The sequence below is a fragment of the Pseudomonas sp. DTU12.3 genome, from assembly GCF_004124275.1.
GTDB lineage: Bacteria > Pseudomonadota > Gammaproteobacteria > Pseudomonadales > Pseudomonadaceae > Aquipseudomonas > Aquipseudomonas helmanticensis.
The window spans coordinates 2,443,826-2,459,422 of sequence record NZ_CP027218.1; the positions used below are offsets into that span (position 1 = coordinate 2,443,826).

A 15,597-nucleotide genomic window follows, 5' to 3' on the forward strand; every position below is an offset into this window, starting at 1 on the left:
CTCCAGGGTTGCAGTGGGAATGGGCTGGAGTATCCGCGTCTGCATCCGTGAGAAAAACCGCTGGTGGGGCAAAGCTGTGTTGAGCAGAAGTCATGAATCAATCTTGAGTTTTGTGTTGTCTGGGTTGGCCCCTTCGCGAGCAAGCCCGCTCCCACATTGGAATGCATTCTCCTGTGGGAGCGGGCTTGCTCGCGAAGGGCGCACCGCCGATTCAGGCAATGTCACTTTGAGCAAACTCTTCGCCGAGAAAATCAATCAACGTGCGCACTGACGGCAACAGCCCGCGCCGCGACGGAAAGATCGCATGCACCACCCCGCATTTCGGTGCCCACCCTGGAATCAACTCCACCACCCGCCCGGCGGCAATGTCGTCACGCACAACGACACTTGGCAAATGCGCCACACCCACCCCGGCAATCACCGCCTGACGCAAGGCGATCAAATCATCGGTGACCATTCGCGGCGTATGGCGGATCAGCGCGGTGTTGTCGTTCGGCCCCAATAACTCCCACTGATACTCACGCTGCGCCGCGCCCCAATGCAGGCTTGGTAAACCATTGAGGTCAGCAGGCGAGGGCGGTGACGACAGACGCTCGACAAACTGCGGGCTGCCCACCACCGATTGCATGCTGTTACCGAGTACCTTCATCACCATGTCGGTGTTTTCCAATGGCGGAAAGCGCACGCGCAAGGCGATATCAAATCCCTCGTGAATCAGGTCGACGCGACGGTTGGTGCTCTCGATGAACAGTTCTACCAGCGGATACTTGAGCAAATAGCGGGTGAGCATCGGCCCGACCCACGAGTTGAGCAGCGCCGTCGGGCAACTCAGGCGCACCAGCCCTTGCGGCTCGGAGCGATTGCGTTCGATCAGCTCGGCGGCACTCTCGGCTTCGATGCGCATGGCCAGGCAGCGCTGGTAATACGCCTGGCCGATTTCAGTCAGCGAACAATGGCGGCTGGTGCGATGCAGCAGGCGCACGCCAAGGCGCTCTTCCAGCTCGGAAATACGCCGGCTGAGTTTCGATTTGGGCATGTCGAGCGCGCGCCCGGCGGCGGCGAAGCCATGATGTTCGACCACTTGGGTGAAGTAGTAGAGGGTGTTGAGGTCTTCCACCATCGTTCTCCATATAGAACGCTAAGGCTGGTTTTTGCAGTCTAGTGCATTAATGGCTACGGATTTAAGCTTAATCCATCGCGTCACTCACCCTAATTGGAGACCACCATGAAAAATATCATCGGTATCTATACCAGCCCGCGCGGCCATTGGGTCGGCGATGGTTTCCCGGTTCGCACGCTGTTTTCCTACGACAACCTCGGCAAACACATCAGCCCGTTCCTGCTGCTCGATCACGCCGGCCCTGCCGATTTCACCCCGACCACCGAACGGCGTGGCGTTGGTCAGCATCCACACCGCGGTTTCGAAACCGTGACTATTGTTTATGAAGGCGAAGTGCAGCACCGCGACTCGACCGGCAGTGGCGGCACCATCGGCCCGGGCGATGTGCAATGGATGACCGCTGCTTCGGGGATCCTCCATGAGGAGTTTCACTCGGAGAACTTCGCCAGAACCGGCGGCAAACTGGAAATGGTCCAGTTGTGGGTCAACCTGCCGGCCAAGGACAAAATGGCTGCGCCGGGCTACCAGACCATCCTCGACAGCGACATCCCGAGCATCGCGCTCAAGGACAACGCCGGTAGCCTGCGCCTGATCGCCGGTGAGTTCGATGGCCACACCGGGCCGTCGCGCACTTTCACCCCGATCGACGTGTGGGATCTGCGCCTCAACGCCGGCAAGTTGCTGACGCTGGATCTGCATGAAGGCCGCAACACCGCGCTGGTGGTGTTGAAAGGCTCGGTGCAGGTCAACGGTCTGGAGTCGGTACGCGAAGGGCAGTTGGCGCTGTTCGAACGTGACGGCAAGCAACTGACCCTCGAAGCCAGCCGGGACGCCGTGGTGCTGTTGCTCAGCGGCGAGCCAATCGATGAGCCGATCGTCGGTCATGGCCCGTTCGTGATGAACACCGAGCAGGAAATCCACCAGGCCTTCGCCGACTTCCAGTCCGGCCGCTTCGGCCAGATGCACGCTTAACGCACCACCACTCCGCTCTACACAGGACGCGTAGGCCGGTTCGCAGGCCAGGGATGGCTGTTGCCTAAAGAAAAGAGGAAACGCACATGAACACTGTCAATGCAGCGAACTTCAATGGCCAGAAACCGACCATCGATGCCAACGACGCCGCCATGTTGTTGATCGACCACCAGAGCGGTCTGTTCCAGATCGTCAAGGACATGGACGTGCCGCAACTGCGCGCCAATGCCATCGCACTGGCCAAAGCGGCGACGCTGCTGAAGATGCCGGTGATCACCACCGCCTCCGTGCCACAAGGGCCGAACGGGCCGTTGATCCCGGAGATTCACCAAGCCGCGCCGCATGCGCAATACGTGGCGCGCAAAGGCGAGATCAATGCCTGGGACAACCCGGAGTTTCACGCGGCAGTCAAAGCCACTGGCAAGAAAACCCTGGTCATTGCCGGCACGTTGACCAGCGTCTGCCTGGCGTTCCCGTCCATCGCTGCGGTGCATGAAGGCTACAAAGTGTTCGCCGTGGTCGATGCGTCCGGTAATCACTCGAAACTGGCCACTGATCTGACAGTTGCCCGTTTGGCCCAGGCCGGGGTGGTGCCGATCGACATCATGGCTACGCTTTCCGAGCTGCAAGGCTCGTGGAACCGTCCCGATGCCGAACAGTGGGCGGCCGTCTACGCCCAAGCCATGCCGCATTATCAATTGCTGATCGAGAGCTACCTCAAGGCTCAGCAAGTCGCGAACGAACACGAAGTGCTGGATTCGCAGCGCTGATCGAGTCTCCTGGGGCCGACCACCGGTCGGCCTCTATCACCCGCGAGGATTACTGCAATGACCACTCAATACAAACGTCTGGACAAGAACAACGCTGCCGTTCTGCTGGTCGATCACCAGGCCGGCCTGCTGTCGCTGGTGCGCGATATTGACCCGGACAAATTCAAGAACAACGTGCTGGCGCTGGCCGACCTGGCCAAGTACTTCAAGCTGCCGACCATCCTTACCACCAGTTTTGAAACCGGCCCCAATGGCCCGCTGGTGCCGGAGCTCAAGGCACTCTTCCCCGACGCGCCGTACATCGCTCGCCCGGGGCAGATCAACGCCTGGGACAACGAAGATTTCGTCAAGGCAATCAAGGCCACCGGCAAGAAGCAGTTGATCATCGCCGGCGTGGTCACCGAAGTCTGCGTGGCGTTCCCGGCGCTGTCGGCGCTGGAGGAAGGCTTTGATGTGTTCGTGGTCACCGATGCCTCCGGCACGTTCAACGAACTGACCCGCGATTCGGCGTGGAACCGCATGTCGATGGCCGGCGCGCAACTGATGACCTGGTTCGGCCTGGCGTGCGAGTTGCACCGCGACTGGCGCAACGACATCGAAGGCCTGGGCACGCTGTTCTCCAACCACATCCCGGATTACCGCAATCTGTTCACCAGCTACAACAGCCTGACCAACGACAAATAACCAATTCCCTGTAGGAGCTGCCGCAGGCTGCGATCTTTTGATGTTGTTTTTAAAGATCAAAAGATCGCAGCCTGCGGCAGCTCCTACAGGGGGTGTGGTGATTTGCTCCTACACTGTTCCAATCTGTGCGATCTTCTCGCGATTGGCCCCTGTCGGAGTTGTTTGATGCTGTCTCTGCTGACTGAACATCCGTTGTTTTGCGCGTTGATCCTGATCCTCCTCGATCTGGGGCTGTGGCGCCTGATCAGTTCCCGTGGCAGCGAGTGGAAACTGCTGGTGCGTGTGCTGATTTTCAGCCTGTTCAGCATCCTGTTGTTCAACGAAGGCCTCAACCCGATGGAGCCGGCACCGTGGGCCGACAACGTGCCGTTGCACCTGGCGGCGACCGGGTTGCAGATTGGCTGGTGGCTGTTCGGCGCGCGCACCCTGACGGTATTGATCGGTGCGGTAATGATGCAACGGGTCGGCCACACCGGACGGCTGTTGCAGGATTTGCTCGGCGCGGTAATTTTCCTCATCGCGATCATTGCTGCACTGGCCTATGTGCTCGACCTGCCGGTCAAAGGGGTGCTGGCGACGTCCGGCGCGCTGGCGATCATCGTTGGTCTGGCCTTGCAGAGCACCTTGAGCGACGTGTTTTCCGGGATCGTCCTCAACACCACCAAGCCCTATCAACTGGATGACTGGATTTCCATCGACGGCACCGAAGGCCGGGTCACCGACATCGACTGGCGCGCCACGCGTCTGCAAACCAGCCAGGGCAGCATGGCGGTGATTCCCAACTCGCTGGCGGCCAAGGCCAAGATCATCAACTTCAGTCGGCCGAGCAATATGTTCGGCGTCTCGGTCAGCGTGCAGGTCAGCCCGCACGCCCGGCCCAATTCGGTGATTGATGCGCTGGAGCGGGCGATGCAGGGGTGCCGGCAATTGCTCGACACGCCGGCGCCGAGTGTGGCGCTGAAAAGCTCCGACAGCGGCGGTGCGGAATACGAGATCAGCGGCTTTGTCGCCTCGATGGGCGAAAAACGCGTGGTGCGCAATCAGCTGTTCGACCTGGCTTACCGGCACTTGCAGGCGTCCGGGTTCAATCTGCTGTCGAGCGATGAAAGCGTTGCCCCCACCAACCTGTCGCGGCCGCGCGCGCTGCTCGACAGTTCGCCGATTTTCTCGACGTTGCGTCAGGAAGAGAAAGACACCTTTAGCCAGAACATGACACTGAAAACCTTTCGCGCCGGCGAGACGATTCTCGAGGCGGGCGAGGTCAGCGATCATTTGTTCATCATCGAATCCGGCGTGGTATCGGTGACCTTGATTCGTCACGGTGCGCCGTTCGAATCCGGGCGTATGGGGCCTGGCGAGGTCATCGGTGAAGCGGGCATTCTTTCCGACTCGTCGGTGCCGGCGACGTTTGCCGCGAAAACCTTCTGTGCGTTGTACCGCATCGAAAAGACCTACCTCAAACCGTGTCTGGATGCGCGTCACGACATCAACGATGCGATGAAGGCCTTGCTCGATTACCGCTTGCACAAGGCCCAGGCCCTGACGGCGGACGTGCCGGCGGTGGTGGCCAAGAAGGGCTTTTTGCAATGGCTGCGCAATCAAGTCTGAATGCTTGCGGGAAGCGGACAAACGGCTGGTCTACTCGTCTTCCGGGAGATTGGCTATTTGTCCGGCGGCGTTGCAGGACTACTTTAGATCCCACATTCACAGCCCCCCGGAATACTGCCATGAAAGCTCGTACCGATTTCTACACCGCTTCCCCGGACGCCCTGAAAGCGATGATCGCCCTGGAAACTGCGGTGTCGAAACTGCCACTGGAAAAGACCCTGGTCGAACTGGTCAAGTTGCGCGCTTCGCAGATCAACGGCTGCGCATTCTGCATCGACATGCACACGGCCGACGCGATCAAGGGCGGTGAAACGCCACGCCGTCTGTTCGCGGTCACCGCATGGCGTGAAGCGCCGTTCTTCAGCGACCGCGAACGCGCCGCACTGCTGTGGACCGAGTCGCTGACGCAACTGAGCCTGACCCACGCCCCGGATGAAGACTACGAAGTGGTCGCCGCGCAGTTCTCACCAAAAGAAATGGTCGACCTGACCGTCGCGATCAGCACCATCAACAGCTGGAACCGCCTGGCCGTAGGCTTCCGCAAAACCCCACAGGCCTAAACTCCAACACATAACTCCGTAGGAGCTGCCGAAGGCTGCGATCTTTTGATCTTGTCTCTTAAACACAAAATCAACAGATCGCAGCCTTCGGCAGCTCCTACAGGGGAATGTGGTGATGTCGGGATCGTGATCAGTGGGCGTCGGCACTCGGCGCGGCTGGTGGTTGTACCTTGCGCATCAAGGGCACCATCGCCGTGGCGATGACGAAGCACACCATGATCATCAGGAAGGTGTCGCCGTAGGTCTGCGTTTGCGCCTCGCGGTAGGTCAGCAGCCATAACTGGTGCAGGCTCGCGGTGACACCGACCTCACCGCTCTGGCCCAGCGCCGCGAGGTTGCCACCGACCTGCGCCAGCCATTGATTCAGCGCCTCATTGCTACTGTTCAAATGTTCGGCCAACCGGGTGAAGTGCAGGTTGGTGCGGTCATTGAGAATGGTCGCGCACGCCGCAATACCGATCGCCCCACCGAGATTGCGCATCAGGTTGAACAGCCCCGAGGCATGCTTGAGCCGCGCCGGTGCCAATCCTCCCAAAGTCAATGTCACCGCCGGCGGCACCGCCAGTTGCTGGGCAATCCCGCGCAACGCCTGCGGCAGCATCAGTTGGCCCGCGCCCCAATCATGGGTGATCGGGCTGAACTCCCACATCGACACGGCAAACAGGCCCAGACCGACCATCATGATCCAGCGCAAATCCACGCGATTGGCGAGAAAGGCGTACAGCGGAATCGCCATGATCTGGAACACCCCGGTGGAGAAAACCGCCAGACCAATGTCCAGTGCGCTGTAGCCACGCACCCGCCCGAGAAACAGCGGCGTCAGGTAAATCGTCGCGAACAGCCCGATGCCGGTGACGAACGAGAAGAAGCAGCCGAGGGCGAAGTTGCGATCCTTGAGCGCGCGCAGATCAACGATCGGATTGGCCACGTGCAAGGTCCGGCCAATAAACGCCAATCCGGCCAGGCCACTGATCCACGCAGTGGTGAGAATGGTCTGGTCGCTGAACCAGTTCCAGCGCGGGCCTTCTTCGAGGGTGTATTCCAGGCAGCCGAGAAACAGTGCGAGAAACACCATGCTCAGATAATCCGCGCCCTTGAGCAGCGACAGTTCTGGCTGGTCGATCTTCACCAGCATCGGCACCGCCACGGCGACGAAAATCCCCGGCACCAGGTTGATGTAGAACAGCCAGTGCCACGAGGAAATATCGGTGATCCAGCCGCCGATCACCGGGCCCATGGTCGGTGCCAGGGAAGCGACCGCACCGATGGTCGCCGCCGCGATCACGCGTTGTTTGCCGGTGAAGAAAAAGAACGCCGTGGTGAACACCAGCGGAATCATCGAACCGCCGAGAAAACCTTGCAGCGCGCGGAAGGCGATCATGCTCTGAATGTTCCAGGCGATGCCGCAGAGCAGGCTGGCGAGGGTGAAACCGACCGCCGAGGCGCAAAACAGCCAGCGCGTCGAGAACACCCGCGACAGCCAGCCCGACAAGGGGATCACGATGATTTCGGCAATCAGGTAACTGGTCTGCACCCACGCGGTTTCGTCGGTGCCGGCGGACAGTCCGCCGCCGATATCGCGCAACGAGGCTGAGACGATCTGGATGTCGAGCAATGCGATGAACATGCCGATGCACATGGTTGCGAAGGCGAACACTTTGGTCGCGGTCGCCATGTCCGCCGCGTTGAACGGTTGCGCCGGGGCGGTGAGGCTGGCGGTGCTCATGGCGCAACGGCCACGGCGCTGGTTTCCGGCTGGGCGCGGGTGTCGACTTCAGCGGTGACCGACAGGCCTGGACGCAAATGCCCGAGGACGCCGTCAGCCGGATCAAGGAGGATCCGCACCGGTACACGCTGGACGATTTTGGTGAAGTTGCCGGTGGCGTTTTCCGGCGGTAGCACACTGAATTGCGAACCGGTGGCAGGGGCGAGGCTGTCGAGACGGCCGTGGAATTCCTGCCCCGACAGCACGTCGGCGCGGATGCTCACGCGTTGCCCGGGCTTCATCCGCGCCAGTTGGTCTTCCTTGAAATTGGCATCGACCCACAAGCCGCTGGCCGGGACTACTGACAGTTGCTGCGAACCGGCCTGCGCATAGGCGCCCACCCGCGCGCGGCGATTGCCGATCACGCCGTCGACCGGTGCACGCAATTCGGTATAGCCGAGGTTCAACTGCGCCAGATCGCGTTCGGCGCGGGCTTGTTGGAGGGCGGCGCGGGCCTGTTGTTTCTGGGTGTCGATGACGGCGAGTTGGCGTTGCGCGGCGAGCAGTTCGGCTTGGGCGCGGGCGCTCAGGGCTTGCGCGGTCTTGAAGGTGGCGTCGGCGCGTTGCGCGCTTTCCACCGACACCGCGTTGGTGGTCACCAGGCGTTTGTAGCGTGCGTTGTCGTCGCGTGAACGCGCGGTTTCGGCGCCCGCTGCATCAATGCCGGCGCGGGCCTGGCCGATCACTGCTTGCTGCAGTTGTTCGGTGGCGTCGAGGTTGGCCAGCAGCGCTTCTTCGGCGGCGACGGCACCTTCAGTCTTGGCGAGGTTAGCGCGATAGTCGCGGGCGTCGAGGCGAATCAATACATCGCCGGCCTTCACGTGCTGATTATCGCTGACCAGCACTTCATCGATGTAACCGGCGACTTTCGGGCCGATTACCGTGACGTCGCCTCCGATATAGGCATCGTCGGTTTCCTCGAGAAAGCGCCCGGCACCCCACCAATGCACGGCGTATGCGGCGGCGAAGATCAGCGCGAGCAAACCCGCACCGGGAATCAGCAGGCGTTTAAGCAGAGGCGGCCGGGGCTTGATCGCAACCGCGAGGTCGGCTTCGAGGGTGGGCATGCTGGTCATGGCGTAATACCTGTGAAAGCTGATCGTTATTACGAACGTAATATGACGTGAGTAATATTTTGTAGCAATGCATTTTTGTCGCCGATCGTCAGATTGATGCGTTTAAAAACAGCGCGAGCATTTGTTTAAGAAATGTAAGCGCTGTAGGAAGCGTCTTGCTTTTGTGTAGGAGCCCTCCGACTATCACGGCTATTGATGGGGTGGCATTACGCCAGTTGATTGCAAGGATGTTGCGTGCCGTTTTCGTTTTGCGCTGTTTTTCGTCGTCGTTCCACGCGTTGCCCGCTGTTGTCGGCCTTTGTGTTGAGTGTCTGTGCCTCCTCGATTGAAGCTGCCGAACCTGTCGCGCCGGGCCAGGAAGTGTTGCGCCAGCAACAACAGCAACAGCGCGATCTGCAACAACTGCAACTGGAACAACGCAAGCGTCAGCTGGAGCGTGGCGCGTTCGGGCCGGCGCCAGCGACCCCAGCGGTCGCGCCAACCGTTACCCCTGATGAACGTTGCTGGCCGTTGAGCGGCACGCGCATCGGTGGCGTCACGCTGATCGACAACGACAAACTCAACGCCCGCATCAAGCCGTTGCTGGCGCCGTGCATGGGCGTCGGGCAGATCAATCATCTGCTCGCGACCATCACCGCGATCTACGTCGAAAAGGGCTACATCGCCAGTCGTCCGTACCTGCTCAGCGCTCCGGCGGCGGGGCAGTCGCTGGATATTCGGGTTGATGAAGGCTACATCGAGTCGATCGAACTGGCCGATCAGGGCCTGCCGGTGTCTCTCGGCGGCGCGTTCCCGAACATGCTCGGCGAACCACTGAACCTGCGCGATCTGGAGCAAGGACTCGATCAACTGAATCGCCTGCGCTCGGTCGACCTCACCGCCGACATCGCCCCCGGCAGCCAGCCTGGTGCCTCGCGAATCATTCTGCGCACACGCAGCGCCGCGCCATCGCGCTGGGCCTTGAACGCCGGTATCGACAACCTCGGCAGCGCCAGCACCGGGCGCGATCGCGACAGTGTCAACCTGAGCCTCGACAGCCCGCTGGAACTCAATGATTTGTTGAGCCTCAGCGCCAGCGACACGCTCAATCAGGGCGACCGCTACAGCCGCAACGCCAGCCTCTATTACGCAATTCCTTACGGTTACTGGACCTACAGCGCGTTCGCCAGCCATGCCGAATATCGCGCGCCGTTCAAGTTGCCCAGCGTGACCTTTCACAGCCGCGGCATCACCGACCAGGTCAGCCTGCGCGCCGACCGGGTTTTATGGCGCGACCAAAGTCGCCAGCTCAGCGCCAACCTGCAATTGGCGCACAAGGACGTCGACAGCTACCTGGAAAATGTCCGGTTGGGCATTCAGAGTCCGACCCTGACCGTGGCCGAGGCCGGGCTCAATCTGTTCTGGCTCGACCGCGCCGTGTGGAACCTCGACATCAACTACGCCCAGGGTCTGCGCTGGTTCGGTGCCGACGACGACTCGCAACATCAGATCAACAACTTGCCCAAGGCACAGTTTCGCAAGTACCGCGCCGGCCTCAGCCAGTGGCGCAATGGTCAGTTCGGCGCGCAGGCGTGGCAGTGGCAGAGCCAGCTCAACGTGCAGTACAGCCCGGACCCGTTGCCGGCCATCGAACAGTTGCTCGGCACCGACGATTCGGCCGTGCGCGGTTATCGCGTCAGCAGTGCGTCGGGCGCCAGCGGTGCGGTCTGGCGCAATACCCTGCGCCTGCCGCTGCGCAGTGAATGGCCGGTGCAGATTACCCCGCGAATCGGCCTCGACAACGGCTGGATCAAAGCCGATCACGGCGCCCAAGGGCAACGCCTCAGTGGCGCCAGCGTCGGTCTGAATCTGGGCTGGAAAAACCTGCAAGTGGACGTCGATTACCAGCGCGCCCTCAACACCCCCGACGGTCTGCAGCACGAGCCACAAACCTGGCTGATGCGTGTCGGGGTGCAGATATGACCGCGACCTGAATCGATAACGCAGTGAACAAAAACAGCCGTCGGATCTGAGCGCGTCAGCCACGGCCAAGATTAAAACGCGCGACGTGATGCCGTACTCACATGGAGACGTTTTTATGCCAGCACACACCTTTGCATTTCATCTTTCCCCTCGGGGCAAATTGCGCTGGGCGATTGCCAGCCTGTTCCTCGCCGTGCACCTGCCGAACGCGATGGCCGGCGGTGTCGTGGTTGCCCCGGGGCCCGGCGGCACCGCGCAATTGCAAACCCAGGGCGGTGTGCCCATCGTCAACATCGTCGCGCCGAATGGTTCGGGCCTGTCGCACAACCAGTTCCTCGATTACAACGTCGACCGTCAGGGCCTGGTGCTGAACAATGCCTTGCAGGCCGGACAATCGCAGCTCGCCGGACAATTGGCGGCCAACCCGCAACTGCAAGGCCAGGCCGCGCGCGTGATCCTCAACGAAGTGATCAGCCGCAACCCGTCGGCGATCAATGGCGCGCAGGAAATCTTCGGCCGTGCCGCCGATTACGTGCTGGCCAACCCCAACGGCATTTCGGTGAATGGCGGCAGTTTCATCAACACGCCGAACGCCAACCTGGTGGTCGGTCGTCCGGAATTGACCGACGGCAAACTGCAAGCCCTGAGTACCCGTGACGCCAGCGGCCAGTTGCAGATCCAAAGCGGTGGCCTGCGTAATGCGGAGGGCTCGATCAACCTGATCGCCCCGCGTATCGACAGCCAAGGTGCAATCAGCGCTCGCGATCAACTGAACCTCACGGTCGGGCGCAATCAGGTCGATTACGCCAGTGGCCAGGTGAAAACCGTGGACCCGGCGGGCAATACCGCCGACGGTCGCATCGACGCCAGCCTGTTTGGTGCCATGCAGGCCGGACGTATCAACATCGTCAGCACCGCTGAAGGTGCCGGCGTGCGCGTGGGTGCGGTGCAGGTCACCGGGCGCGATGGCGTGCAGATTCGCTCCGCCGGCGACCTCACGGTCAGCGGTGCAGCGGTGGCCAACAGCCTCGACGTAACTCGCGCCGGCATCCGCAGCAGCCAGGGCGATGTCGGCCTGCACAGCGGCAAAGACCTGACCCTGGCCGCCACCGATGTCAGCGGCCGCGACGTGATTGCCGAGGCCAAACGCAACCTGACCCTGACCACCGTTGAAAGCCGCAAGCTTCAGGAAAAGCGCGAAAACTGGAACAACAGCACCATCGGCATCACTTGGGAAACCTACGACCGCACCCAGACCGATAGCGAAACCCGCCAGCATGGCAGCCAGATCGTTGCCAGCCGCGACGCCAAATTGTCGTCCGGCAAAGACACCGAGCTGAAAGCCGCCAAAGTCGAAGCTGCAAAAAATCTCAGCGTGCAAAGCGGCGGCGATCTGCGCCTGAGCGCTGCCACCGAAAGCCATACCCAGACCGATCAGGGCAACCATCGCAAGCATCTGTGGAAAGCTGACTGGAACAACAGCAGCGAAGAGCAGCGCAGCGTCACCAGTCATTTGAAGGCCGGCAATATTGCCCTGCAAACTGCCGCGTTGTTGCGCTCCGAAGGCGCTGAACTGACCAGCACCGGCGACCTGCAACTCGCCGGTCAACAAGTGGAAATCACCACGGCCACGCGGACCAATCGCAGCAGCGACAATCGTTATTCCGGTGACCTCGTCGGCGGTGGTTTCTTCGGCAAGACCGGCGATGCCGACAAGGGCCAGACGCAGCATCAGGGCAGCAAGATCAACGCCGCCGGCAAGCTGATCGTCAAGGCAGACGAGGTGCGCATCAGCGGCAGTCAAGTGCGCGGCGGCAGCGACGCCAGTGTGATCAGCGACAAGGGTTCGCTGGTGATCGATGGCGTACAGGACACCACGCACAGCAACAACCACGACAAAGACAGCAAGTTCTTTGGCATCAGCAAAGACGAGTCGCGGCAGAACAGCCAGGACAGCACCACGCTGCGCAGCGAACTGGTGTCCGACAGCAACCTCAAGCTCAAGAGCGCCAAAGACCTCGAAGTGGCAGGCTCGACGGTCAAGGCGGGCGGTGCGCTGACGGCCGACGCGGCGGGGGATGTCAACGTGCATTCCGCGCAGAACACTCACGACAGCAGCGCGACCACTGAAACCCGTGGCTTCGATGCCTACGCCAAAGAGCAGACGCCAGAGCAGTATCGTGCCGGCGTTCACTACGAAGACAAACAGCAAACCGTGACCAGCAACGACGTCACCCAGCAAGGCTCCAGCCTCAGCGGCGGCAGCGTGCAGGTGAAGGCGGGCGGTGACGTCACGCTCAAAGGCACGCAGGTGAAATCCACGGCGGGTGACACCACGTTGAGCGGCAAGAACGTTTCGTTGCTGGCCGAACAGGACAGCCACCAAACCCGCTCTGACACCTCCAGCACCGGCGGCGGTTTCTACTACACCGGCGGTCTCGATCGCGCGGGCAGCGGCGTCGATTTCGCCCACAGCAGCGTGCAAGACTCGACCAGCAAAACCACGGCGCAAACCACTCAAGTGCAGAGCAGCGGTGGTCTGCACATCAAAGCCGACAAACTCGCCACCGAAGGCGCGCAACTGAAGGCTGGCAACGGTCTCCAGGTTGTCGCCAACGAAGTCGACAACCGCGCGGCCAGCAACAGCGACAGCAGCACGCACGCCGAGAGCAACTGGTCGGCGGACATCGGCGCCAACGTCGAGTACAAAGACATCGCCCGACCGATTGCCGGTGTCGTCAAGGAGGTCTTGAACGGCAAGGTTCCGGACAAGGATGCGCTGAGCAATCTCGGTCAGCCGAATGTCGGTATCGACGTCGCGGTCGGTCATGGCAGCGCGACTAAAACCGAGCAGACCAGCAACGCCGTGGTCAGCCGTTTTGATGGCGGCAACGTCGCGGTAAAAGTCGCCGGCACATTGCATGACCAAGGCAGCCAGTACAACGCCAGCGCCGGCACAGTGAACATCAGCGCCGACAGACTGGTCGCCGATGCTGCCAGCAACACTCACAGCAGCACCGATAACGCCGTGGATGCCAAGGTCGATGTGCGCGTCTACACCAAGACCGGTGAAGACGTGAATGTCGCCGGCAGCGGCGCGGGTGGCAGCCGCACCTCCAGCAAAGACAGTTCCACTGCGGTGGTCGGCGGTTATGCCGGCAGCCAGGGCGTAAACATCAACACTGCGGGCGATGCGCAATTCGCCGGCAACCGTTTCGACGGCGGTAAGGGTGGCGTGAACATCCACACCGGCGGTGATCTGGCGCTGAATCAGGCCACTGATCGTCAGCACAGCAGCGACAGCAGCCTGCGCGGCAATGGCTCGCTGACGGTCGGCACCTTGCCGGGCACCGACGGCACCAACGTTGACCTCGGCGCCGGGTTCCAACTCGATCACACCGGCAAGCAAACCACTGACACTCAAGCGCACGTGGCAAGTTTCAGCGGCAACGGCGTGCAGTTGAGCAGCGGCGGCAATCAGACCCAGCAAGGCACGAAAATCGACAGCACTGGCGCCATCGATTTACACGCCTACGGCAAACTCGATCTGCAAGCGGCCAGCGACACCCACACCGCCACCGGCAGTAATCTCGGCGGTGGCCTGAAGGGCGGTGGTAGCAAAACCAGCAGCGAGAAGAGCAGTGATCAGGGCGCTAACCTGAGCGCCAACTTCAACATCGGTCGAGTCAACGAGAACGCGCAAACCCTGACGGGCGGCCAGCTCAACGCCCAGGGCGCTATCGCCTTGAGCGGCGATTCGGTGCATCTGCAAGGCACGCAAGTCAGTGCGCCAAACGTCAGCATCGACGCGCAGAAGGGCGGTTACGTGCAGGAGTCGGCGCAGTCCACCGATAACCGCAACAACTGGAACGTCGCGCTGAACGCCGGCGGCAACCTGAGCAAAAGCACGCCCACCGCTGCTGACGAAAAGGCCAGCAGCGATCACGGTTTCAATGCCGGGGCCCAGGTCGCTGTCGATTATCAGCAAGGCACCTCGCAGCAGAACAGCCAGATCAAGGCTGACACGGTGCTGTTGAACAGTGCGGGTGACGCACAACTGGCGGGCGCGCGCATCGACGCGAACCGTGTCAGCGGCAAGGTCGCCGGTGATCTCACCGTCGAGAGCCGTCAGGACTCGCAAACCCAGGCCAAGGTCGATATCGATCTGGGCCTGACCGCGAAGAAAACCCCAGCCGATGACAAAGGAAAACTTGCCGGTACCGACTACAAACCGACGCTGAAAGCGCAGGGCGAATACGCACACAAGGACAGCGTTGCGCAGGCTTCCGGCATCAGCGCCAGCCAAGGGGTAAACCTTGCCGTCGGCGGCGCCACGCAATTGACCGGCGCGCGGATCACCTCGTCAGAAGCAAAGGTCGATCTCGGCGCTTCGAAGGTCAGCAGCAGCGACCTGAACAACCGTGACTACGGCGTCAAAGCCGGCCTCGACCTGCCGCACAAAACCGAGGAAAACGCATCGAAGGTCTCCCTTGAGAACGGCAATCTGAAAATCGGTCCAGTTACCCTCAGCGGTCATCTGGACAGCCAGACCCTGCAAGCGGGCATCGACGAAAAAGGCTGATCCCCAGCGCAAAACCCTGTAAGAGCAAGCCTGCTCGCGAAGGCGTCAGTTCAGTCAGCGAAATGCCTGACTGATGTGGCGCTTTTGCGAGCAGGCTTGTTCCTGTTTTTTTTGTGCTCGCTGCAAAACGGCAAGGAGTGGTGTTTCCCGTCATGTTCTCGTTTCGGTGACGTAACGAAGGTGCATTCGTGTCGAAATTGAAGTAACTCAACCTGCCCAGCTCCTCGTTACGCAGCTGTGGGACATTGAACTGATCCGACTCGAAATTCTTCATCGGCTTACAACATCCGGATACGCGCCACCGCTGGTCGGGGTTTGCTGGAAAACACCCAGTTGCGCACGGAAACCATCAACGAGTAGTGGTTGGCTGGAAACACCCAAGTCGTCTTGACAATGTGAACGAGATCAATGCTAAAGATCTGTGAGTGAGTATTCGAGAGTTTTCGCTATGGTGCAGTGCGACTCAAAGAGATTGGTTGACATCAATTTGGCATCACG

The 15,597-nt window shown here is 61.0% G+C and carries 10 protein-coding genes; 7 read left to right on the forward strand and 3 right to left on the reverse strand.

Annotation, left to right across the window (positions count from 1 at the left end; all coding sequences use genetic code 11):
- Positions 1-211: 211 nt before the first annotated feature.
- Positions 212-1,120, reverse strand: a complete 909-nt coding sequence (locus tag C2E19_RS11130) for a LysR substrate-binding domain-containing protein (RefSeq protein WP_129391706.1) — start codon at positions 1,118-1,120, stop codon at positions 212-214.
- 105 nt (positions 1,121-1,225) lie between these two features.
- Between C2E19_RS11130 and C2E19_RS11135 the strand changes: the two genes are divergently transcribed.
- The 5 genes from C2E19_RS11135 to C2E19_RS11155 all read left to right on the forward strand — a co-directional run bounded on the left by C2E19_RS11135 (position 1,226) and on the right by C2E19_RS11155 (position 5,714).
- Positions 1,226-2,092, forward strand: coding sequence for a pirin family protein (locus C2E19_RS11135; protein ID WP_129391709.1), 867 nt, complete (start codon positions 1,226-1,228; stop codon positions 2,090-2,092).
- Between the two features lie 86 nt (positions 2,093-2,178).
- Complete coding sequence (locus tag C2E19_RS11140; RefSeq protein ID WP_129391712.1) at positions 2,179-2,862, forward strand: isochorismatase family protein; 684 nt, start codon at positions 2,179-2,181, stop codon at positions 2,860-2,862.
- A gap of 57 nt (positions 2,863-2,919) precedes the next feature.
- Positions 2,920-3,546: an isochorismate family cysteine hydrolase YcaC gene (gene ycaC / locus C2E19_RS11145; RefSeq protein WP_129391715.1), complete on the forward strand. Its 627-nt coding sequence runs from the start codon at positions 2,920-2,922 to the stop codon at positions 3,544-3,546.
- 165 nt (positions 3,547-3,711) lie between these two features.
- Positions 3,712-5,154 carry a mechanosensitive ion channel family protein gene (locus tag C2E19_RS11150; protein ID WP_129391718.1) on the forward strand — a complete coding sequence of 481 codons (1,443 nt, stop codon included), beginning with the start codon at positions 3,712-3,714 and terminating at the stop codon, positions 5,152-5,154.
- A gap of 119 nt (positions 5,155-5,273) precedes the next feature.
- Positions 5,274-5,714: a carboxymuconolactone decarboxylase family protein gene (locus tag C2E19_RS11155; RefSeq protein WP_129391721.1), complete on the forward strand. Its 441-nt coding sequence runs from the start codon at positions 5,274-5,276 to the stop codon at positions 5,712-5,714.
- Between the two features lie 130 nt (positions 5,715-5,844).
- On the opposite strand, the gene C2E19_RS11165 is transcribed toward C2E19_RS11155, so the two are convergent.
- Together C2E19_RS11165 and C2E19_RS11170 are read right to left on the reverse strand one after the other, a co-directional pair.
- The gene (locus tag C2E19_RS11165; protein WP_129391724.1) at positions 5,845-7,440 is read right to left on the reverse strand and encodes a DHA2 family efflux MFS transporter permease subunit; all 1,596 of its coding nucleotides are present in this window, start codon (positions 7,438-7,440) and stop codon (positions 5,845-5,847) included.
- Complete coding sequence (locus tag C2E19_RS11170) at positions 7,437-8,555, reverse strand: HlyD family secretion protein (protein ID WP_129391727.1); 1,119 nt, start codon at positions 8,553-8,555, stop codon at positions 7,437-7,439. Before C2E19_RS11170 ends, C2E19_RS11165 begins: the two co-directional genes overlap by 4 nt.
- A 234-nt stretch (positions 8,556-8,789) precedes the next feature.
- Between C2E19_RS11170 and C2E19_RS11175 the strand changes: the two genes are divergently transcribed.
- Together C2E19_RS11175 and C2E19_RS11180 are read left to right on the forward strand one after the other, a co-directional pair.
- Entirely contained in the window at positions 8,790-10,517 is a 1,728-nt protein-coding gene (locus C2E19_RS11175) for a ShlB/FhaC/HecB family hemolysin secretion/activation protein (protein WP_129391730.1), read from the forward strand.
- Positions 10,518-10,632: 115 nt separating this feature from the next.
- Positions 10,633-15,099, forward strand: a complete 4,467-nt coding sequence (locus C2E19_RS11180; RefSeq protein WP_129391733.1) for a hemagglutinin repeat-containing protein — start codon at positions 10,633-10,635, stop codon at positions 15,097-15,099.
- Positions 15,100-15,597: the final 498 nt, after the last annotated feature.

What these genes read in the sequence shown, in the direction of transcription:
- C2E19_RS11180 (WP_129391733.1), top strand. Translation starts at nt 10,633, where the DNA reads ATGCCAGCACACACCTTTGCATTTCATCTTTCCCCTCGGGGCAAATTG.
- C2E19_RS11135 (WP_129391709.1), top strand. Translation starts at nt 1,226, where the DNA reads ATGAAAAATATCATCGGTATCTATACCAGCCCGCGCGGCCATTGGGTC.
- C2E19_RS11130 (WP_129391706.1), bottom strand. Translation starts at nt 1,120, where the DNA reads ATGGTGGAAGACCTCAACACCCTCTACTACTTCACCCAAGTGGTCGAA.
- C2E19_RS11140 (WP_129391712.1), top strand. Translation starts at nt 2,179, where the DNA reads ATGAACACTGTCAATGCAGCGAACTTCAATGGCCAGAAACCGACCATC.
- C2E19_RS11165 (WP_129391724.1), bottom strand. Translation starts at nt 7,440, where the DNA reads ATGAGCACCGCCAGCCTCACCGCCCCGGCGCAACCGTTCAACGCGGCG.
- ycaC (WP_129391715.1), top strand. Translation starts at nt 2,920, where the DNA reads ATGACCACTCAATACAAACGTCTGGACAAGAACAACGCTGCCGTTCTG.
- C2E19_RS11150 (WP_129391718.1), top strand. Translation starts at nt 3,712, where the DNA reads ATGCTGTCTCTGCTGACTGAACATCCGTTGTTTTGCGCGTTGATCCTG.
- C2E19_RS11155 (WP_129391721.1), top strand. Translation starts at nt 5,274, where the DNA reads ATGAAAGCTCGTACCGATTTCTACACCGCTTCCCCGGACGCCCTGAAA.
- C2E19_RS11170 (WP_129391727.1), bottom strand. Translation starts at nt 8,555, where the DNA reads ATGACCAGCATGCCCACCCTCGAAGCCGACCTCGCGGTTGCGATCAAG.